This is a genomic window from Alteromonas sp. RKMC-009 (genome assembly GCF_003584565.2).
In the GTDB taxonomy this organism is placed as follows: domain Bacteria; phylum Pseudomonadota; class Gammaproteobacteria; order Enterobacterales; family Alteromonadaceae; genus Alteromonas.
This window is the reverse complement of the sequence record NZ_CP031010.1, coordinates 612,281-628,876: the sequence shown is the minus strand read 5'-3', so window position 1 is coordinate 628,876 and position 16,596 is coordinate 612,281. Positions and strand designations below refer to the sequence as shown.

The following is a 16,596-nucleotide window of genomic DNA, read 5'->3' as shown; positions in this document are numbered from 1 at the left end:
AAGGTATAAATACTGTTTCTAAAAAGTTGGGGGCCCAAGGGCGGTAAACTCTTCACGACGCTTAATAGAAAAGTTCTCTCTCTTAAGTGTCAAATTAGGGCTGTATGCCGGGTCATGACTGATATAAGCATGCCATTGACTACGCAAATATTCGAGTTCGCGATTAAAACGTGCCGCTTTTTCAGGAGCAACATCCAGGCCACGACTGACCGATTCATGATGGTAAAGCTCGGCTTCGGCACAAAATACATTTCTGACACCAGTTTCTCTGACTCGCAAACAAAAGTCTACATCGTTAAAAGCAACGGCCAGATCCTGTTCGTTTAAACCACCGACTTCCAAAAATTTGGACTTTTTAACCAGTAAACAGGCTGCAGTCACAGCCGAATAATTTTGAGTGGCCAGTAATCGTTTCATGTATCCGGGATGATATCGGGGGAAGTACTTATGCGCATGCCCTGCACCACCGCCATAGCCTAAAACTACACCTGCATGTTGAATGCATCCGTCCGAATACAACAATTTGGCGCCTACACACCCAACATCGTCCCTCATCGCGTGACCAACCATATAAGTGAGCCAGTCAGGCTTAATAACTTCTATGTCGTTGTTGATAAGGCCAATGATCTCACCCTTCGCGTGTGACACGCCAAAATTATTTATTGCCGAATAGTTAAATGGGCCGGGGTATTTGATCACCCTGATTTCAGGTAAAGCATCAAGAGATGCAAAATACTCAAGACTTTCCTTCTCATCCGAGCCATTGTCTATCAGGATGATTTCATAATTTTTATAAAGTGTTTTTTCCCTGATCGAATCGATACACGTTTTAACCAGCTCTTTCGCATTTTTTGTAGGTATGACTAAAGAAACCAGAGGCTGCTCTTTAACAGGCCATTGCACATGGTTGATTTTTTGTTCAACATTTAATGCCGGGACAGCATCTGTATGTTGCTTTGTCAGTCTTGCGATGTCTTCTAATGCAGACACTTCCTGTCTCGCATGAGCTTCTTCATCACGTATGACCAATACTGAAGGAATATGACCAACACGCATATCAGACTTCTGTAACCAGATCTCTGACGTTAAACCTGCAATAGAGACAGCACTAAGCTGAACAGTGTTCAGGAGCTCACGTTTAATCAGTACTCCTGTCGAAACATAGCCGGCAGAAAGTTGCAGCTCGGGATTCCAGTCAGGCAGGAAATGAGGTGAACCGGGCTTTTTGGGGTCTGCAGTAATATCTGTATCACAATACACGAGATCATAAGAATCCTGCTGTAACAACGCAGACATCATGTAGCAAGATTGGGGACGCAATGTATCTCCTGCGTTTATCAAAAGCACATGGCTGCCAGTGTTTTTATTTAGCAGTAACTCATTAAATTCCGGGCAACCCTTTTCATCCTTTTTCGCAGGCCAGATTACATAAGGAAGATTCAACGATTTGAGATTTTTAATAGTTTTTTCGTGACCAGACTCTCCGGCTACCACAACCAGAAGATCTGCAGGCTCATTACGGAAAGATACATTTTCAATCAGTTTATTGTGGTGAGAAACAAACTCCCGATAAAGTTTCTTTTTCGTCCGCTTCGTTGGCTCACCATATGTGAGACCAGAACGCCGGATTGACTGACTGTAAAACGTGGTTAGCCTTTCACTACGTTTTACCTTTTCACGAATTGGGGATGGCACCAACTTAATAGCCATCTGCACGGATTGCATTGCAATCTTCTTCATTTAAACCTGCTAATCATCGAACATTAAAAAAGCCGCATGGAGATGCGGCTTTTATACTAACACGGAATAACGGAAAGAATTAATTTCCGGCCCCAAGACGCTCACCCTGATAGCTACCGTCTAGCACAGCTTTCCACCAGGCTTCATTGTTGAGGTACCACTCGACAGTTTTACGGATACCGCTTTCGAAGGTTTCCTGCGGGGTCCAGCCCAGTTCTTTCTGAATCTTGGAGGCATCGATGGCATAGCGCATATCGTGGCCTGGACGGTCTGTCACGTAAGTGATTTGCTCTGCGTACCTGGTACTTTTTGGCTTCACGTCATCCAGAATGGTGCAGATGGTTTTTACCACGTCGATATTCTGTTTCTCATTATGGCCGCCAATGTTATAGGTTTCACCGATTTCACCGTTCAGGGCGACCACAACCAGTGCGCGGGCATGGTCTTCCACATACAGCCAGTCACGGATTTGATTGCCTTTACCATAGACAGGTAAATCTTTTCCGGCCAGGGCATTCAGAATAACCAGCGGAATAAGTTTTTCCGGGAAGTGATACGGACCGTAGTTATTCGAGCAGTTGGTCACGAGCGTGGGCAGCTTGTAAGTACGCAGCCAGGCGCGGACCAACTGGTCTGAAGACGCTTTACTCGCGGAATAGGGGGAGCTCGGCGCGTAGGGCGTTGTTTCAGTAAACAGTGGCAGTCCGGTGCCCTCTTCCACTTCATCCGGATGTGGCAGGTCGCCGTACACTTCATCGGTGGAGATGTGGTGGAATTTAAAGCCGTCTTTCTTATCGCCTTCCAGCTGTGACCAGTACGCGCGTGCCTGCTCCAGCAACGTGTAAGTACCGACGACATTAGTCTGGATAAATTCACCCGGGCCGTCGATAGAGCGGTCAACGTGGGATTCTGCTGCCAGGTGCATGACAATGTCAGGCTGGTGTGTCGTGAATACACGTTTTACTTCGTCGGCATCGCAGATATCGACTTTCTCGAAGAAGTAGCGGTTGCTGTCTGACACGGTAGTCAGTGATTCCAGGTTACCGGCATAAGTCAGTTTATCTACGTTGATAACCGTATGGTCAGTATCGTTAATCAGGTGGCGGACTACCGCCGAACCGATGAAGCCGGCACCGCCGGTGACTAGTATAGTTTTGCTCATTGTGTGTTGCTCTGTTCTGATTTCAGTGCATCCAGCATGGCGGAGAGTTGTGCACGCCAGTGGGCAGGTTGCACTGAAGAAAAGGTTTCGCGGGTCAGGGTTTTATCCAGCACACTGTAATGCGGTCGCTTCGCCGGTGTGGGATATTGTGACGACGGAATAGGCAGTACAGGAATTTTGTTATCAAGCAGGCCTTTTTCGACTGCCAGTTCCTGAATGGCCAGTGCAAAGTCGTACCAGCTGGTCACGCCCTCGTCGGTCCAGTGGAATATCCCTGCAGTTTTGTTTTGTGCGGCATACAAACAGGCCTGTGCCAGTCCGCTTGCCAGTGTGGGCGAGCCAATCTGGTCATCAATCACAGTCAGCTGTGGCTTATCTGCCATCAGGCGCAGCATGGTTTTCACGAAGTTATTGCCATGCGTGGAGTACACCCAGGCGGTGCGGATTAAGCAGCTTGAAGCCGGAATGGTATTGAGCAGCGCTTTTTCACCGTCAGCTTTCGTTTGTCCGTATACGCCCTGCGGTTCGATGGTGTCATCTACTGTGTAAGGTGAGCCTTTCTTACCGTTAAATACATAGTCGGTAGACACATGCACCAGGAAAATGCTGTTTACTTTGCAGTACTCGGCAAGATTCGCCACGCCCTGCGTGTTAATCAGCGCCGCCGCTTCCGGTTCAGATTCCGCTTTATCTACCGCGGTATACGCAGAAGCATTGATGACAGCTTCCGGTTTAATACTGTCCAGCTTATCTGCCAGTGCGGCCTTATCGGTAATGTCGATATCATCACGGCCCAGGCAAACAATATTATCACCGCCTGCCTGCTGAAGCTCGTAAGCCAGTTGTCCGGATTTCCCTATTACAACAATTGACATGGGCTTTCCTTAAAATGCCGGTGCGTCGGTAAAGGCCTGGCCTTCCGCGTCTTTTGCAGACAGCGACGGCGCTTCGCCGTTTACCAGCGGCCAGTCAATACCGATAGTCGGGTCATCAAATTTCACCGACACTTCAGATGCCGGGTGATAATAATCCGTGCACTTGTACACGAACTCTGCCGATTCACTGGTCACATAAAAACCGTGCGCAAAACCTGCCGGCACCCACAGTTGACGTTTGTTTTCAGCAGACAACATTACGCCAACCCATTTGCCAAACGTGGGCGAGTCTTTACGCATATCTACCGCTACGTCGAACACTTCGCCGCTGACCACACGGACTAACTTGCCCTGAGTCTGTTCCAGCTGATAATGCAGACCACGGAGAATGCCCTGCTTAGATTTTGAATGGTTGTCCTGTACGAAATCCACATCGGCACATTCCTGTTTGAACCAGTCAGTGCGGAAGGTTTCGAGGAAAAAGCCACGCTCATCACCAAAGACGCGGGGCTCAATGATTTTGACATCCGGAATGTCGGTGGTTACTACTTGCATACTCTTACCTGAATAAAAATCGAATAATCTTTTAGCGTGACAGCGTACCGTTACACTTTAACGCGGTCGCTGATGACTTTCATCAGATAATCGCCATAGCCACTCTTCTTAAGCGGGGCTGCCAGCTTTTCAAGCTGTGCCGCATCGATAAAGCCCATACGGTAAGCGACTTCTTCAGGACAACAGACTTTCAGGCCCTGACGTTTTTCGATTGCAGCCACAAAGTTGGCAGCATCAAGCAGGCTGTCCAGCGTGCCGGTATCCAGCCAGGCAGAACCACGCCCCATAAGCTCTACTTTCAGACTACCATCTTGGAGATACAGGTTATTGAGGTCAGTAATTTCCAGCTCGCCACGTGGAGATGGCTTTACCTCTTTAGCAAAATCAACTACACGGTTATCGTAGTAATACAAACCAGTAACTGCATAGTTAGATTTAGGTTCAGCAGGCTTCTCTTCGATAGACAGGGCATTCCAGTCATTATCAAAATCTACGACTCCATAGCGTTCAGGGTCGTTAACGTGGTAACCGAAGACTGTCGCGCCAGACTCTTGCTGATATGCGTTCTTAAGAGACACCTTCAGGTCGTGACCGTAATAAATATTATCACCGAGGATAAGCGTACATGCATCATTCCCGATGAACTCTTCACCAATGAGGAAAGCTTGCGCCAGACCGTCCGGGGAAGGTTGTGCCGCATACTGAATATTAATTCCGAGGTCAGAACCATCACCAATCAGTTCAATGAACCGGGCCTGCTCCTGCGGCGTGGTGATAATGAGGATGTCGCGAATACCGGACATCATCAGCGTCGCCAGCGGATAGAAGATCATCGGCTTGTCGTACACCGGCATCAGTTGCTTACTGACGACTTTCGTTAGCGGGTGAAGGCGTGTGCCTGAGCCACCGGCCAGTATTATTCCTTTTCTCACGTTAATTCCTGTTCACATACCACGTTTAAAATAATTTCATCATATGCTATCCCATAGATAAATTCAGCCGGAAGTACTCAGAGACTCTTTTAGTTTACGTATCAGCCGGAGCCATTTAGGCGTTAGCTGCTTTAACACGCCGATTCGTTCAGGATACGACAATGCATCCTTCCGCAATACAGCCTCATTATAAGCCAAGTAAAGGGCCGTGCGGGACAGCTTTCGTTGTTTGAGTAATACCTTGAGAACGCGTTTGAATTCAGTCAACGTAAGCTCTTGTTTTCTGTAAGGCTTATTAACCTGTGCGGCGCATTGTTCATAGAAAGCGTCAGAATTAGCGACTTTATGGTTATCCAGAAACCGCTTCAATTGCCCAAGATAGGCTTCTTTATTCTTTTCAAAATTGTCGTCTGTGAACAACGAAAATGCTTCGGAGTCTCCATAACTCTGTAACGCAAGATCTAACTGCGTTTGGAATGATTCAGACTCCAGTTGATTGAACCAACGCTTAACCTCAATACTTTCAATACAATATGAGGGATTAATTCTTCCAACCGACGTATCTACGCCGGAGCTATTAATACCTAACGCATCGAGAAAGTCTGCAACGATACTTTCAGCTACAAACAGCTTTTTCGAGTAAGGTCTGAGAATAAAGCGCTCTTCACCGATTTTACTGATAGATTCGCTTAATGCTCTGAGGGTAGGTTGTAAGGGCCCATTTTGCCTAAACGTTTCCGTTCTTCCATGTCGTTTTACTGCCTGATTATACGATGACTGCATCATCTCCAGACCGAAACGGACGTAGCCAATAAATTGAGCTTCGGCCACTTTACCAGCTAAAGCTTCCAGTTTTTTGAAAAAAAATTCTGAAGAAAAAACGATGGTATGGCACTGCGCGCTATTTGCTGCTGCGATTTCTGATGCCATTAATTTATCGGAAAACTCGAGCCCCTTTTCGGACTCAACAAAAACTTTACGGAGGTTACCGGAACTGACACCATTAACATCGAGCACATGAGCAGGGTAATAAATCCCCTGTTCTATCAGCCACTGACGATTGGACGACATCCATTTTTGTATGGCTGAAGTGCCAGACTTTGGTGGGCCGAAATGAAAAACTACTTTCATAAAAACCTTTTATTACTTAGCAAAGCAAGACTGTTGCCGCGCCGTATTTATATTCTGACCTTAGTACGCACTAGTAGCCTTTTCGGATACTCTTCTTAAGCCAGACATCTAACCTTATTCACTGCTGCATGAAAGATATTTTGATCTCATCAAAATTCACGGCTACGACTATCGAAATTGAATACAGCCGCCTCTACTCGCAAAAAAGTGAACAGGAGGTAAGCAAGATTGGCTCTCAGCACCAAAGTGCGGCATATTACAACACAAACTCGGACCAGATTGAATCTGCGAGGCAGGCTAAATCGAGTAGACAAGCACTCTCACCAAACATAACATGTGCACATTCACTCACTTAAACAGTTGTTATGTCTGATAGTCCCTCTCAAGAACTACTCGCACTCATAGATTCAGAGTGGTATCTGAACACCTACCCTGATATTGCTGCTGCCGGCATCGACCCTGCCAACCATTATAAAAACTATGGTTGGAAAGAGGGGCGCTGGCCTTGCGCAATGGAAACGGTTAAGCTGGACAACCGATTGTGGGCCGTTTCCGAGCCTGAAGAGGTTCTTCAGCGCTTAAATAAGATAGCAAGTAACCATAACAACTTTGAGCAGAGTCTAGCTACCTGGTTTATTTGCAGATGGCATGCTAGCTGGGGCAACTGGGGGGCAACAAAAGAATATGCAGAGGATCTGCTTTTAGACGAAAACTTAAAATTGTTTATCCGCCATGACGGCCCATATTTGCTTGCATTTAGTGCCTACTTTCATTGTGGAGATATCGAGAATGCCAGGCGAGTTCTAGAGCATAAAGGCTGGTTACCATCCGATAATAAACTTCTGGCCGCATCTATGTTGAAAAAAGGTGCAGAGAAGCTGGCAGTCATCAATCATCTATTTAAGCGCCACAACTTAATTCCACTTACCGTAAACCAGTCTGCAACATTGGATTCATTAACGGCTAACTCCGAGCAATCTGCAATTACGCTAAACTATTTCAGCCCTTTAGTATCAGTACTCATTCCCTGCTACAACGCAGAGAATACGTTGGCGACGGCGTTAAATAGCCTATTAAGTCAGACCTACTCAAAGATCGAAATAATCGTTGTAGACGATGCATCTACAGATAACAGTAAAGCCGTTATCGAAAAGTTCGTTAAACAGGATTCAAGGATCAAATTTATTCCACTGCCTGAAAACGGAGGAGCCTATGCTGCCAGAAATGCAGGTCTTAAATTGTCGAAGGGCCAACTTATTACCGTTCATGATGCCGACGACTGGTCCCACCCACAAAAAATTGAAAAGCAGGTTGAAGCAATACGCTGCTACCGAAAGGTAAAAGCCGCCGTATCCTACTGGGCAAGAACCGATCCGTCACTGCATTTTGAAACATGGCGAATGGAACAAGGCTGGATTTACAGAAATGTATCCAGCCTTATGTTTCGTCGCTCAGTTTTCAGAAAACTTGGCTATTGGGATAATGTCTCGGTTAATGCAGACACTGAATATTGGCTGCGGATCCAGAAAAAGTACGGCCCGGCTGCGATCAGTGAAGTTATGCCCGGAGTTCCCCTTGCCTTCGGTCGAGTTGACAAGGGGTCACTGACTCAAACCAGCGCCACACACCTGCGTACTCAGTACTCAGGAATTAGAAAGGATTATAATGATGCGGCTATAGAATGGCATAACCGTGCAAGAAGACTCTATATGCCGCAGCGTGCCGTACGCAAGTTCGTTGCACCTCCATTGATTTGCCGAGGCTCCTTGGAAATACGAAAAGCCAATCTTAAAAAAGCGCTAAAGACTAAAGACTTATTCGACCCTGACTGGTATATAGACGCCTACCCTGACATCGCCGCAGCTAGTGTTGATCCTCTAACTCACTTCATTAATCACGGCATCGACGAAGGTCGCGATCCTAATCCCTACCTGAGTGTAAGTGGTCTCGCGTACATTAAAGGAAAATCAAACTTCGAAGCTATTTCATTGTGGGCATCAGAGCCTGTCGATAAGACTAAATTGTTTTCTGTAACTGGCGATGCTAAAAAACAAAGCGGTAAAAAAGTACTTATGGTTGCTCACCTGGCTGGTAACGAATTGTTTGGTGCCGAACGAAGCTTTCTTGATTGCATAAAAATGTTATATCAGCAGAATGCTGATATAACAGTTATATTACCCAGCGGCATTAACCATAGGTATATCAGAGAGATAGCTGACTCTGTCAGCAAAATCTATTTTACTCCACTCCCATGGTGGCGAAGGGGTAGAAGGGAAATCGTAGAAGTTACGGGTCAAATTAGCTCAATCATTACTGCCAGTAAAACATCCGTGGTTTATGTAAATACGCTCACACTCTGGGAACCTCATTTAGCAGCCAGACAATCTGGAGTGAAGTCATTGATGCATGTGAGGGAACTGCCTAATCACGATACGGATTTGTGTAGCCGACTAAATGCAACGCCAGAGCAAATCAGACAACATATTGACGAATGCGCTGACCTCGTTATCGCCAATTCCGGTGTCACTGCATCGTTTGTTAACCTGAAAGAAAAAACAACTATTGTTTACAACGCAATAGATACCAGGCAATTTCGAAGAACGCAGGATAAGTCTGCCACCTCTACCTTGAACGTTATTATGCTAAGCAGTAACACCATTAAAAAAGGTATCGACGACTTTTTTAAAATTGCTGAATTCGTTGCTAAAAAGCACCAAGACATCACTTTTTTTCTGTATGGGCCGGAAACTGAAGCCCTCACCGCTCGGCTCGAAAGTTACTCCCAGAAAAATGTAGCGTACTGTGGTTATGCTACTAATCCTGTTGATGCTTATCAGAATATGGATGTGATACTGAATCTATCGCACTTTCAGGAATCATTCGGCAGAACAGTCGTAGAAGGTATGGCTTGTAGCTGCGTACCCATTGCCTATAACTGGGGAGCGCTGGAAGAAATCATTGATCTATCAGCAGGTTATCTTGCTCCATTTGGTGATTATCAATATGTTGCAGACCGAATCATTACTCTACAAAAAAACAAAGCGGGGCTGGCAAAGATACAACGGATGGTTCGGGATATCGCAGTAACACGCTATGGACAAGAAGCAATATCAAAACAGTATCTCACTGCGCTTGGGCAAGTATCGGCTCCTTATTAAATTCGGGAAACTCTCCCTCCCCTTTTCTAACTTTTATGTTTCTATTAAGGTATATCAGCGGTCATTGTTCTGCGATTGCTATTGTAAACGGCCCATGAAGCAGTGAATTGCAATTCAAGTCACATCTTGAATATCTACTTATTCAAACTGTAAAGATACACGATGTTTTTTCAGTTTAGACAGACATTAACTGAGCAAGCCTGAAATAACTGGGAATTCCGCCACAAGCCTTTCGTATTCAACTATAGGCGCATTTTCACTCCGCCTTACAAACCCTTTTTCAGCCGTATCCTGTTCGGCATAGGCCAACTTCAGATAGTACGGCCGAGTCCCCCTTTCCTGCACGACCACATGCGACTTATCGACCTTAGTATGGTTTCCAGCGTCATAAATGCTGAATGTTGCTGAGGCACCAGTTTTTTCGTTATCGAATTTATGGATCTTAGTCAGACCGACTGCGACCTTTGGGTAGTCAATTTCAATGGTTTTTAAAATTGTCTTCTCACGTGGCTCGTATAAGCTCTCGAATCCGCAAGGAAATGTAATAATTCGCTCCGAGAATTCATTAGAAACATACTTCTCAACGTTCAGCAGAAAATCTTTACCAAGTGCATCATCATCGTCCAACCTGACAGTAGCATACACACTATTACCCGTTGCTTGCGATAAGCTAGCATGCAAATCCCTTCTCACACATTCATGAAAGTTATCATCTTCGGTAATGTATCTGATATTCATGAAATTGTAAGGTGAACACAATTCCTTCAACTTATTCCGTTGTTTATCAGGAAGTTGCGTGGAAGTATAAAGCAGCACTACCACTTCAGCGTTTTTAACACGAGACTCGTTCTGTGCCAACGATGGCAGAACAAGTTCCTTGAAAAACAGAAACTTAGTATCCATACGTGCTTCAGAGAACAAGATTTGCTTATATTTTTCCCTATCCTTTGTATCTGAAATTTTCCATGCTTTCGTTTTTGACAGAATGGAATAGCGTATCACTACAAAAATTTTTCGATTACTGTTAGACATTGTGCTGCTCAACCAATTCTACTTCAGGTTTCACTGAGAAAATTGACTCAATACGACTTTCCAATGCCTCACGTTCCACTCCCGTGTGGCTTTCAGAAAGGAGTGTGAATTCGCTCGTTGTTATCGAGGCAACATTTTCCAATTCTTCTTCGAAAAGCTGAGGGGAAGAAGCAATAACCTGGTTTGCTTTAACATTCATTCCGTAAACTACAGGGTGTGTTAAATCGGACATTAGCAAATTGAAGTACCGAGCATCAAAGTTCTCTCTGAATTCTCCGTAAACCGGCCAATGGTATATTCCGACCTTCCTCCTATTGCTGAGAGCTTGTTTAATCTTCTCATAAATCACATCATTGTCTTTTGATTCGGAAAAATCAGCGATAAACAGAACGTCACAATCTAAGTCAGTATCACCTCTAGTAACCATTGTCTGGGCAGTATTAAACGGTCTTTTTTCCGAATCATCAACATAGTAGTCACTGGTGTTTTTATGCCACCATTCACAACCACTCCGATAGATGTGGCGCAGACCATTATGAATCGTTTTCACATGGGTGGACTTCGTGCGAGTCAAAGATCCATCATCATCCAAAGCAAACGCCATTGGTACAGCGCTGATTATGTTTTTTACTGACCATCTACGGTATTTTGCCTGTATTCGCCAGATGAACTCAGTATCCCCTCCTACAACAACAGAATCCCAGAAACCCACGTCATCTACAATTTCCCTGCGGAATAAAAATGATGAGTGACTCCAGTGGATTAATCGAGGATTGAGGCGCCAGTTATGACTAAAGTGAAGATTATCTAAGGCACGCGTCCAGTGAGTACACACCCCCTTCACATTGGGATTTCTTTCAAGGAAATCCATTTGAGCCGCGATTTTCTGAGGATGCGACCAGTCATCACCATCATGCGTGGTAATAAAATCTCCAGTTGCTAGCTTAAGGCCAGTATTGCGTGCCCGATAAGCACCACCGTTTTTTTCCTGTCTGACAGGAATCACTCTGCTATCTTGCTCGGCGAATTTTTGTGCGACTGCATACGTGCCATCGGGGCTACAATCATCAACAACGATGATTTCAAGATTTTGCCAACTCTGATTTAGCAGTGACTGAATGGCAATCCCCAACCTATCTTCCGTCATGTACGTGGGTATAATGACACTTACTTTCTTTTCCGACTCAATTTTCGGCGCTGATGCCTGGATATTCGCAAACGAAAGTGGCTTGCTCGGATCTATCCGCTCAATAGAGGCATATCCATGACTGGAAAATGCCGCATTAATTTTAGTAAGACGCTCTTCTTCCGTTGTCTGCACATTGGATATAGACAATAGCATATCGGCATCATCCGGCTTTTTATCCAAGAATTCCTGCAATGTCTTCCGTGCAGCTTCTGTTTGTCCCAAATGCATCAGACAATAAGCTTTATTCATTACAGCCACTTTGCCGAGACGATATTCTTCCCCCAATGAATCGATTAACTCTCCCAAAGAGAGTGACGTTTTATAGTCGTCGACAAAGTAATACCACCGCGCCGCCTGCCATGCAGCAAAATAGCGAAGATCATTATCTTTTTGCTCATTGGTGTAGATAGCCTCCAGATCTCTCAAAGCCGGCTTTGAATAACCGCCCCAGAGATGGTTTACAATGCTATACCTAATTTTATCTACTGAGTTGTCCAAATATCTTTTTTGTTGTTTTGGATTGGGCTTTCGCCCTTCCATAGCACCATGTAATATATAATGAACAAATGGATTAATATTATGTTCCTGAACATCGGGGTTTTGTTGCAGGTAAAACTGGGTTTCAAACCATGGCGCAGGATTACGCAGTTCGCTTGCTCCATATTTCAAGTAGTGCAATTCAGGCTTTCGCGCCCAGGTGGGATCCTGCATGACATCCGGATACGTCGAAAGATAGTATTCTCTATCAAATTTTCCACTATCTCTCATCAATTTGAGAAGGGAGCGCATAGCTGCTTTGCTTTGAATATATTCTTTAATCTGCAGTGTTAGTTGCTTTACCGCCATTACACCTATTAACCAGTACTTTATCGAATCTTGCTGGGAATATTATCAGTTACCGTGGACACTCACCAGAACTTAGGAGATATACATGGTTAAACCACAATTTCTACATACGCGCTCCCCAGCTTGTTTGTCTCGCTTATTTTTATTGGGTGTTTTAGTTTTTCTGTCCTCGCTATGCACGGCCCAGACCTTTACTCACCCGAGTATCGGTGCCAGTCAGCTACAGTTAACAAACCTTAAAGAGCAACAGTGTGATGAAAGACAACCCGCATTCGAGCAGTTAACCACAAGCGAATACGCCACCCTAACTCGTCAGCACCATGCCTATGAAATTGTATATGTAGAAGCTTACACAGGGAATAAGTATGAAGCAGCGTTTCGCGGAGATGCTCATGCGGCCAGAGCACTCGCACTTATGTGGGTAGCGACTTCAGACACACGGTACCTTGATAAAGCCAAAACTATTTTAACGGAGTGGGCATATACTTTCCGGGATTTAGAAGTGACAAAAGGAAAAGACGATCAGGCTTACCTTGAGGCGGCTTGGGCGCTCCCCATATGGCTGGGTGCAGCAGACATTATTAAAAATTACAATAACGGCGCAGCCAATTGGAAACCAGCCAATCAATTGCAATTTAATAAGTTTGCTAAAACGCTTGGAAGCTATGCATCAAAAGCTTATAGAGAAAATAACTGGGGAGCCACATCAGTGTTAAGTGAAATAGCTCTGGCAGTCTATTTAGAAGATAATGATAGATTCGCGGAGGCTGTTAAATTGTATAAACGTAACCTTGCCGACGTCAGTACCGCATCAGGTAGCCTGAAGGCTGATTATCTTCGCGATACATGGCATCCCCAGTATACGCTTATCTCATGGATGCAAACCGCTGAGATAGCCTGGCACAACGGCACTAACCTATACGCACTTTCTTTTGAAAACAAAGAGCCGCGGTTACTCAAGGTACTTGAGCACTTTGCAAAAATGTTTAATGGTGAGGTACCATCCCCCAAAGGGCTCAAAAGGGGGCGATATAAGAATAGCCACCTTAAGAGCGCAGGATACCAGATCGCTTACAACCACTACTTTAGTCGTCAACATCTAGATAAACGCGACTTTAGTTACATTAAGGCTTACAACGACTGGTACCCCGGCAGATTTAGCGAACATTTCATGTCTTGGGATGCATTAACGCATTTGACATGTACAGCATCAAACAGAAGTAATTAAAGGAACTCCATGGCTATAAACAGCTTGTATCGCGAAGGTTTAATTTCCAATTCGGGTAAACATAAGGCCACAGTATATAACGATGTAACCCTAGCGTTTGCATTTGACAGTGGCTACTTAGATTGTTTCAAAGTTATGCTAGGAAGTATGGCCTATAACGGTGTGCTCACTGATAACCCAATTGTTATCTATACCGATGATAAGAAACTGCTTTCAGATAGCTTTGTTCAACTGGTAGCAGATAAAGTTTCGTTACTAGACGGAAAACGAAAAGAGACCCTATATTCCCTTGCGAAAGAAAATGTAAAAAGGCCAGAGCGAGCGGACTGGAACAGAGGTACGTTTTTAAAATGGTCAGTATTTGAAAAACAAGAAACTAGTAAGTTACTGTTCCTCGATGTAGACATGATTGTCCACAATCCAATGCAGGCTCTTTTTGACGCATTTCCCAATAAGCCCCTGGTAACCAGCCCACAGTTTCAACAATCCTTACGGGAAGGCGATACTGACTCACAATTACTAAAAATGTATGACGGCCAGTTCGACGGCAAACACATTAAGAGAATCAATTCAGGTATGATGCTGGTAAGCGGCGATTTTCTTTGTGATGCCTTTTTTAATACGATTACGCAATATGCCTCTGAGCGCATTTCCATTCATGAGCAAGGTCTTCTTAGTGAGTATTTCGGAGACAAGCGCAAATATATCGGCATGGTTTCCAGTACGTTTAACTTTCAGGACAGTTTCCTGAGATTGGCGTCAGATAAAGTTTATAGGGAACTATTGGAGAAAATCTCCGTGTTGCATTACGCTGGAGCATTTAAACCGTGGACGGAAAAAACAGATTCCATAGGTAATATGCCAAGTATCAAGTTGTGGCACGACTATAAGGATAAATCTGTAGAACTGTTTGGGTACAAATAAATTTATGCGTAGAACAACAAACTTCACCTGGCCTGAATAATTTAAAACAATGGGGTGATAGGGGGCCGGCTTTTAGTATCAGTTGAATTAGTGCTTACGCCGTAAAGTAAAGTCGACCCTGCTTGTTACTGCTTAAAGTTTGGTTGGAAAGAAAGTAGACAGGCTAGTCTCTTTTTTGATGGGGTTTCTTATCTTGAGCAAAACATAGATGTTCAATTACAAGTCATTAGCCCATATTTACAATTTCTGAAGTTTGGTATCGAAGAAGACCGAAGGGTAGTACTTAAGTGAGCATGCTACTTTTTATTTCCCTAGGCTGCCTATATTGTGCGATTAATTCTATCCACTATTATTTTTTGAATAATCTAAAGCAAACTGCTCTAGAAAAGTAAATTTACAATTGTATTCAGGATATCAAATGACTTTTCTTGAAAAAGGTAATGATGAATTTCTTAAAGAAAATTATAAAGAGGCTTTAAACTTTTATAACCTAGCAATTAAAGAAAACCCTGATCTAAAAGAGTTACTAAAATTTAATACTGCATTAGCTTTAAGAGAGTTGCATGCTAAAATCGGGATATCCGTAAACTACACAAAGTTTTCAAATAATAGTGATGAAGAAAAATTTGCCAAATTTGATACGGTGATAGTTTGTGATTTGACGGATAAAAATATAGAAAATGTTATTTTAGATCTTATTCATAGAGAAGAGTCCAGCAAAAAATCTTGGACATTAGTTCAAATTAATTCAGGTAAAAAAGACGCGCGTTCAAAATCCTCACAAAAAATTCTCTCTAAATTACTTGAATACAAAAAACGCTTATTAGTTTATAGCGAGAATTTGACATGTCAGCAGATTTACTTTGTAGAAAATGGAATCGGTGAAATATCTTCTAGTTACCTTCCCAAAATATCAGCTAGTGAACTAAGCATAATCGTGAGTACTAAGCCTAATAATTTAAAATTTTCGATTACCACGTTATTTAATAGCTTAGGTAATTTATTTGACTTTAAAACTAGAAAAGTCCTATATTTTTCTTCCAGTGTTATTCCTCCGGACGTGTGCAAAGATTCTGTAGACTTTTTATTTGAAGACGTTATTAGCTTAAACATGAGCGAGCTAGATAGTACAGATCTTCGTGTATCGCCTTCAGTATCAATAGTTATGCCATGTATTGATGAAGAATTGGGCTACAAAACAGCTGCAATATTAGCTTCGCGCGCTGGTACATGGGGGACGGTTATCATCGCAATGGATGATGTGGGAGGAGGATTCATGAGTACACTCAATTCCGTCGCAGCTAAATGTGACTCCCGCTTTATCGTTTTTGTTGCCCAAGATGCTTTCCCTGGTAGAGGTTGGCTTAAGATAGCTCTAGAAAGAATTGAAAGTGAAGGTGCTGGTTTACTAGCATTTAACGATGGAAAGTGGTTTGGTCGTATTGCTTCTTTTGGGATGGTTCGTAAGACTTGGGTTAGAAAGTTTTATGAAAATGCTATTTTGAATCCCTACTACAAAGCGCACAAAGCGGACAATGAAATAACTCTGTTAGCTAAGTTAGATAATCGCTTTGTTTACGAGCCAAACAGTACTTTAATTGAGGTTGACTATAGAAAGGACACTGGAGGCTCTAACCGAGTGGATGATAAAAGATTCCGAGAAAGGTTTAATAACCAACTTACACAATTTTTTCCTAAAGATAGGATAGAGTCCTTTCGAAAAGAGTATAAAGTGAAAAAGTAATAGTGAACTACCCCTAATTAATTATAACAATAATTAGGGGAGGTTTACCCACCAGCTACGGAGGTAACTAAATAATTCAT

The 16,596-nt window shown here is 43.6% G+C and carries 12 protein-coding genes; 4 read left to right on the top strand and 8 right to left on the bottom strand.

All coding sequences use genetic code 11. The features are described 5' to 3' along the window. Nucleotides 1-18 precede the first annotated feature (18 nt). The 6 genes from DS731_RS02725 to DS731_RS02700 form a co-directional block, all read right to left on the bottom strand. Complete coding sequence (locus tag DS731_RS02725) at nt 19-1,740, bottom strand: glycosyltransferase family 2 protein (RefSeq protein ID WP_119499894.1); 1,722 nt, start codon at nt 1,738-1,740, stop codon at nt 19-21. 79 nt (nt 1,741-1,819) lie between these two features. After that, entirely contained in the window at nt 1,820-2,902 is a 1,083-nt protein-coding gene (gene rfbB / locus DS731_RS02720; RefSeq protein ID WP_119499893.1) for a dTDP-glucose 4,6-dehydratase, read from the bottom strand. Beyond that, nucleotides 2,899-3,777, bottom strand: coding sequence for a dTDP-4-dehydrorhamnose reductase (rfbD, locus tag DS731_RS02715; protein ID WP_119499892.1), 879 nt, complete (start codon nt 3,775-3,777; stop codon nt 2,899-2,901). Before rfbD ends, rfbB begins: the two co-directional genes overlap by 4 nt. A gap of 9 nt (nt 3,778-3,786) precedes the next feature. Beyond that, nucleotides 3,787-4,332 (bottom strand): dTDP-4-dehydrorhamnose 3,5-epimerase, encoded by a 546-nt coding sequence (rfbC, locus tag DS731_RS02710; RefSeq protein WP_119499891.1) that lies wholly within the window; start codon nt 4,330-4,332, stop codon nt 3,787-3,789. Between the two features lie 50 nt (nt 4,333-4,382). Further along, on the bottom strand, nt 4,383-5,264 hold the full coding sequence (gene rfbA / locus DS731_RS02705) for a glucose-1-phosphate thymidylyltransferase RfbA (protein ID WP_119499890.1): 882 nt from the start codon (nt 5,262-5,264) through the stop codon (nt 4,383-4,385). Nucleotides 5,265-5,327: 63 nt separating this feature from the next. After that, nucleotides 5,328-6,395 carry a hypothetical protein gene (locus tag DS731_RS02700; RefSeq protein ID WP_119499889.1) on the bottom strand — a complete coding sequence of 356 codons (1,068 nt, stop codon included), beginning with the start codon at nt 6,393-6,395 and terminating at the stop codon, nt 5,328-5,330. 365 nt (nt 6,396-6,760) lie between these two features. On the opposite strand from DS731_RS02700, the gene DS731_RS02695 reads away from it, so the two are divergent. Continuing rightward, nucleotides 6,761-9,553: a glycosyltransferase gene (locus DS731_RS02695; RefSeq protein ID WP_119499888.1), complete on the top strand. Its 2,793-nt coding sequence runs from the start codon at nt 6,761-6,763 to the stop codon at nt 9,551-9,553. A gap of 186 nt (nt 9,554-9,739) precedes the next feature. Here DS731_RS02695 and DS731_RS02690 read toward each other — a convergent pair whose 3' ends face one another. Both DS731_RS02690 and DS731_RS02685 read right to left on the bottom strand, forming a co-directional pair. Then, the gene (locus tag DS731_RS02690; protein ID WP_119499887.1) at nt 9,740-10,585 is read right to left on the bottom strand and encodes a glycosyltransferase; all 846 of its coding nucleotides are present in this window, start codon (nt 10,583-10,585) and stop codon (nt 9,740-9,742) included. Then, entirely contained in the window at nt 10,578-12,620 is a 2,043-nt protein-coding gene (locus DS731_RS02685; RefSeq protein WP_119499886.1) for a glycosyltransferase family 2 protein, read from the bottom strand. The genes DS731_RS02690 and DS731_RS02685 overlap by 8 nt, the downstream gene beginning before the upstream one ends. An 85-nt stretch (nt 12,621-12,705) precedes the next feature. Here DS731_RS02685 and DS731_RS02680 point away from each other — a divergent pair, with 85 nt between their 5' ends. From DS731_RS02680 to DS731_RS02670, 3 genes are all read left to right on the top strand, one after another. Then, entirely contained in the window at nt 12,706-13,848 is a 1,143-nt protein-coding gene (locus DS731_RS02680; RefSeq protein ID WP_119499885.1) for an alginate lyase family protein, read from the top strand. Nucleotides 13,849-13,857: 9 nt separating this feature from the next. Then, nucleotides 13,858-14,772, top strand: a complete 915-nt coding sequence (locus DS731_RS02675; protein ID WP_119499884.1) for a glycosyltransferase — start codon at nt 13,858-13,860, stop codon at nt 14,770-14,772. Between the two features lie 418 nt (nt 14,773-15,190). Beyond that, nucleotides 15,191-16,516, top strand: coding sequence for a hypothetical protein (locus DS731_RS02670; RefSeq protein ID WP_119499883.1), 1,326 nt, complete (start codon nt 15,191-15,193; stop codon nt 16,514-16,516). Nucleotides 16,517-16,596: the final 80 nt, after the last annotated feature.

What these genes read in the sequence shown, in the direction of transcription:
- DS731_RS02725 (WP_119499894.1), bottom strand. Translation starts at nt 1,740, where the DNA reads ATGAAGAAGATTGCAATGCAATCCGTGCAGATGGCTATTAAGTTGGTG.
- rfbB (WP_119499893.1), bottom strand. Translation starts at nt 2,902, where the DNA reads ATGAGCAAAACTATACTAGTCACCGGCGGTGCCGGCTTCATCGGTTCG.
- rfbD (WP_119499892.1), bottom strand. Translation starts at nt 3,777, where the DNA reads ATGTCAATTGTTGTAATAGGGAAATCCGGACAACTGGCTTACGAGCTT.
- rfbC (WP_119499891.1), bottom strand. Translation starts at nt 4,332, where the DNA reads ATGCAAGTAGTAACCACCGACATTCCGGATGTCAAAATCATTGAGCCC.
- DS731_RS02700 (WP_119499889.1), bottom strand. Translation starts at nt 6,395, where the DNA reads ATGAAAGTAGTTTTTCATTTCGGCCCACCAAAGTCTGGCACTTCAGCC.
- DS731_RS02695 (WP_119499888.1), top strand. Translation starts at nt 6,761, where the DNA reads ATGTCTGATAGTCCCTCTCAAGAACTACTCGCACTCATAGATTCAGAG.
- DS731_RS02690 (WP_119499887.1), bottom strand. Translation starts at nt 10,585, where the DNA reads ATGTCTAACAGTAATCGAAAAATTTTTGTAGTGATACGCTATTCCATT.
- DS731_RS02685 (WP_119499886.1), bottom strand. Translation starts at nt 12,620, where the DNA reads ATGGCGGTAAAGCAACTAACACTGCAGATTAAAGAATATATTCAAAGC.
- DS731_RS02680 (WP_119499885.1), top strand. Translation starts at nt 12,706, where the DNA reads ATGGTTAAACCACAATTTCTACATACGCGCTCCCCAGCTTGTTTGTCT.
- DS731_RS02675 (WP_119499884.1), top strand. Translation starts at nt 13,858, where the DNA reads ATGGCTATAAACAGCTTGTATCGCGAAGGTTTAATTTCCAATTCGGGT.
- DS731_RS02670 (WP_119499883.1), top strand. Translation starts at nt 15,191, where the DNA reads ATGACTTTTCTTGAAAAAGGTAATGATGAATTTCTTAAAGAAAATTAT.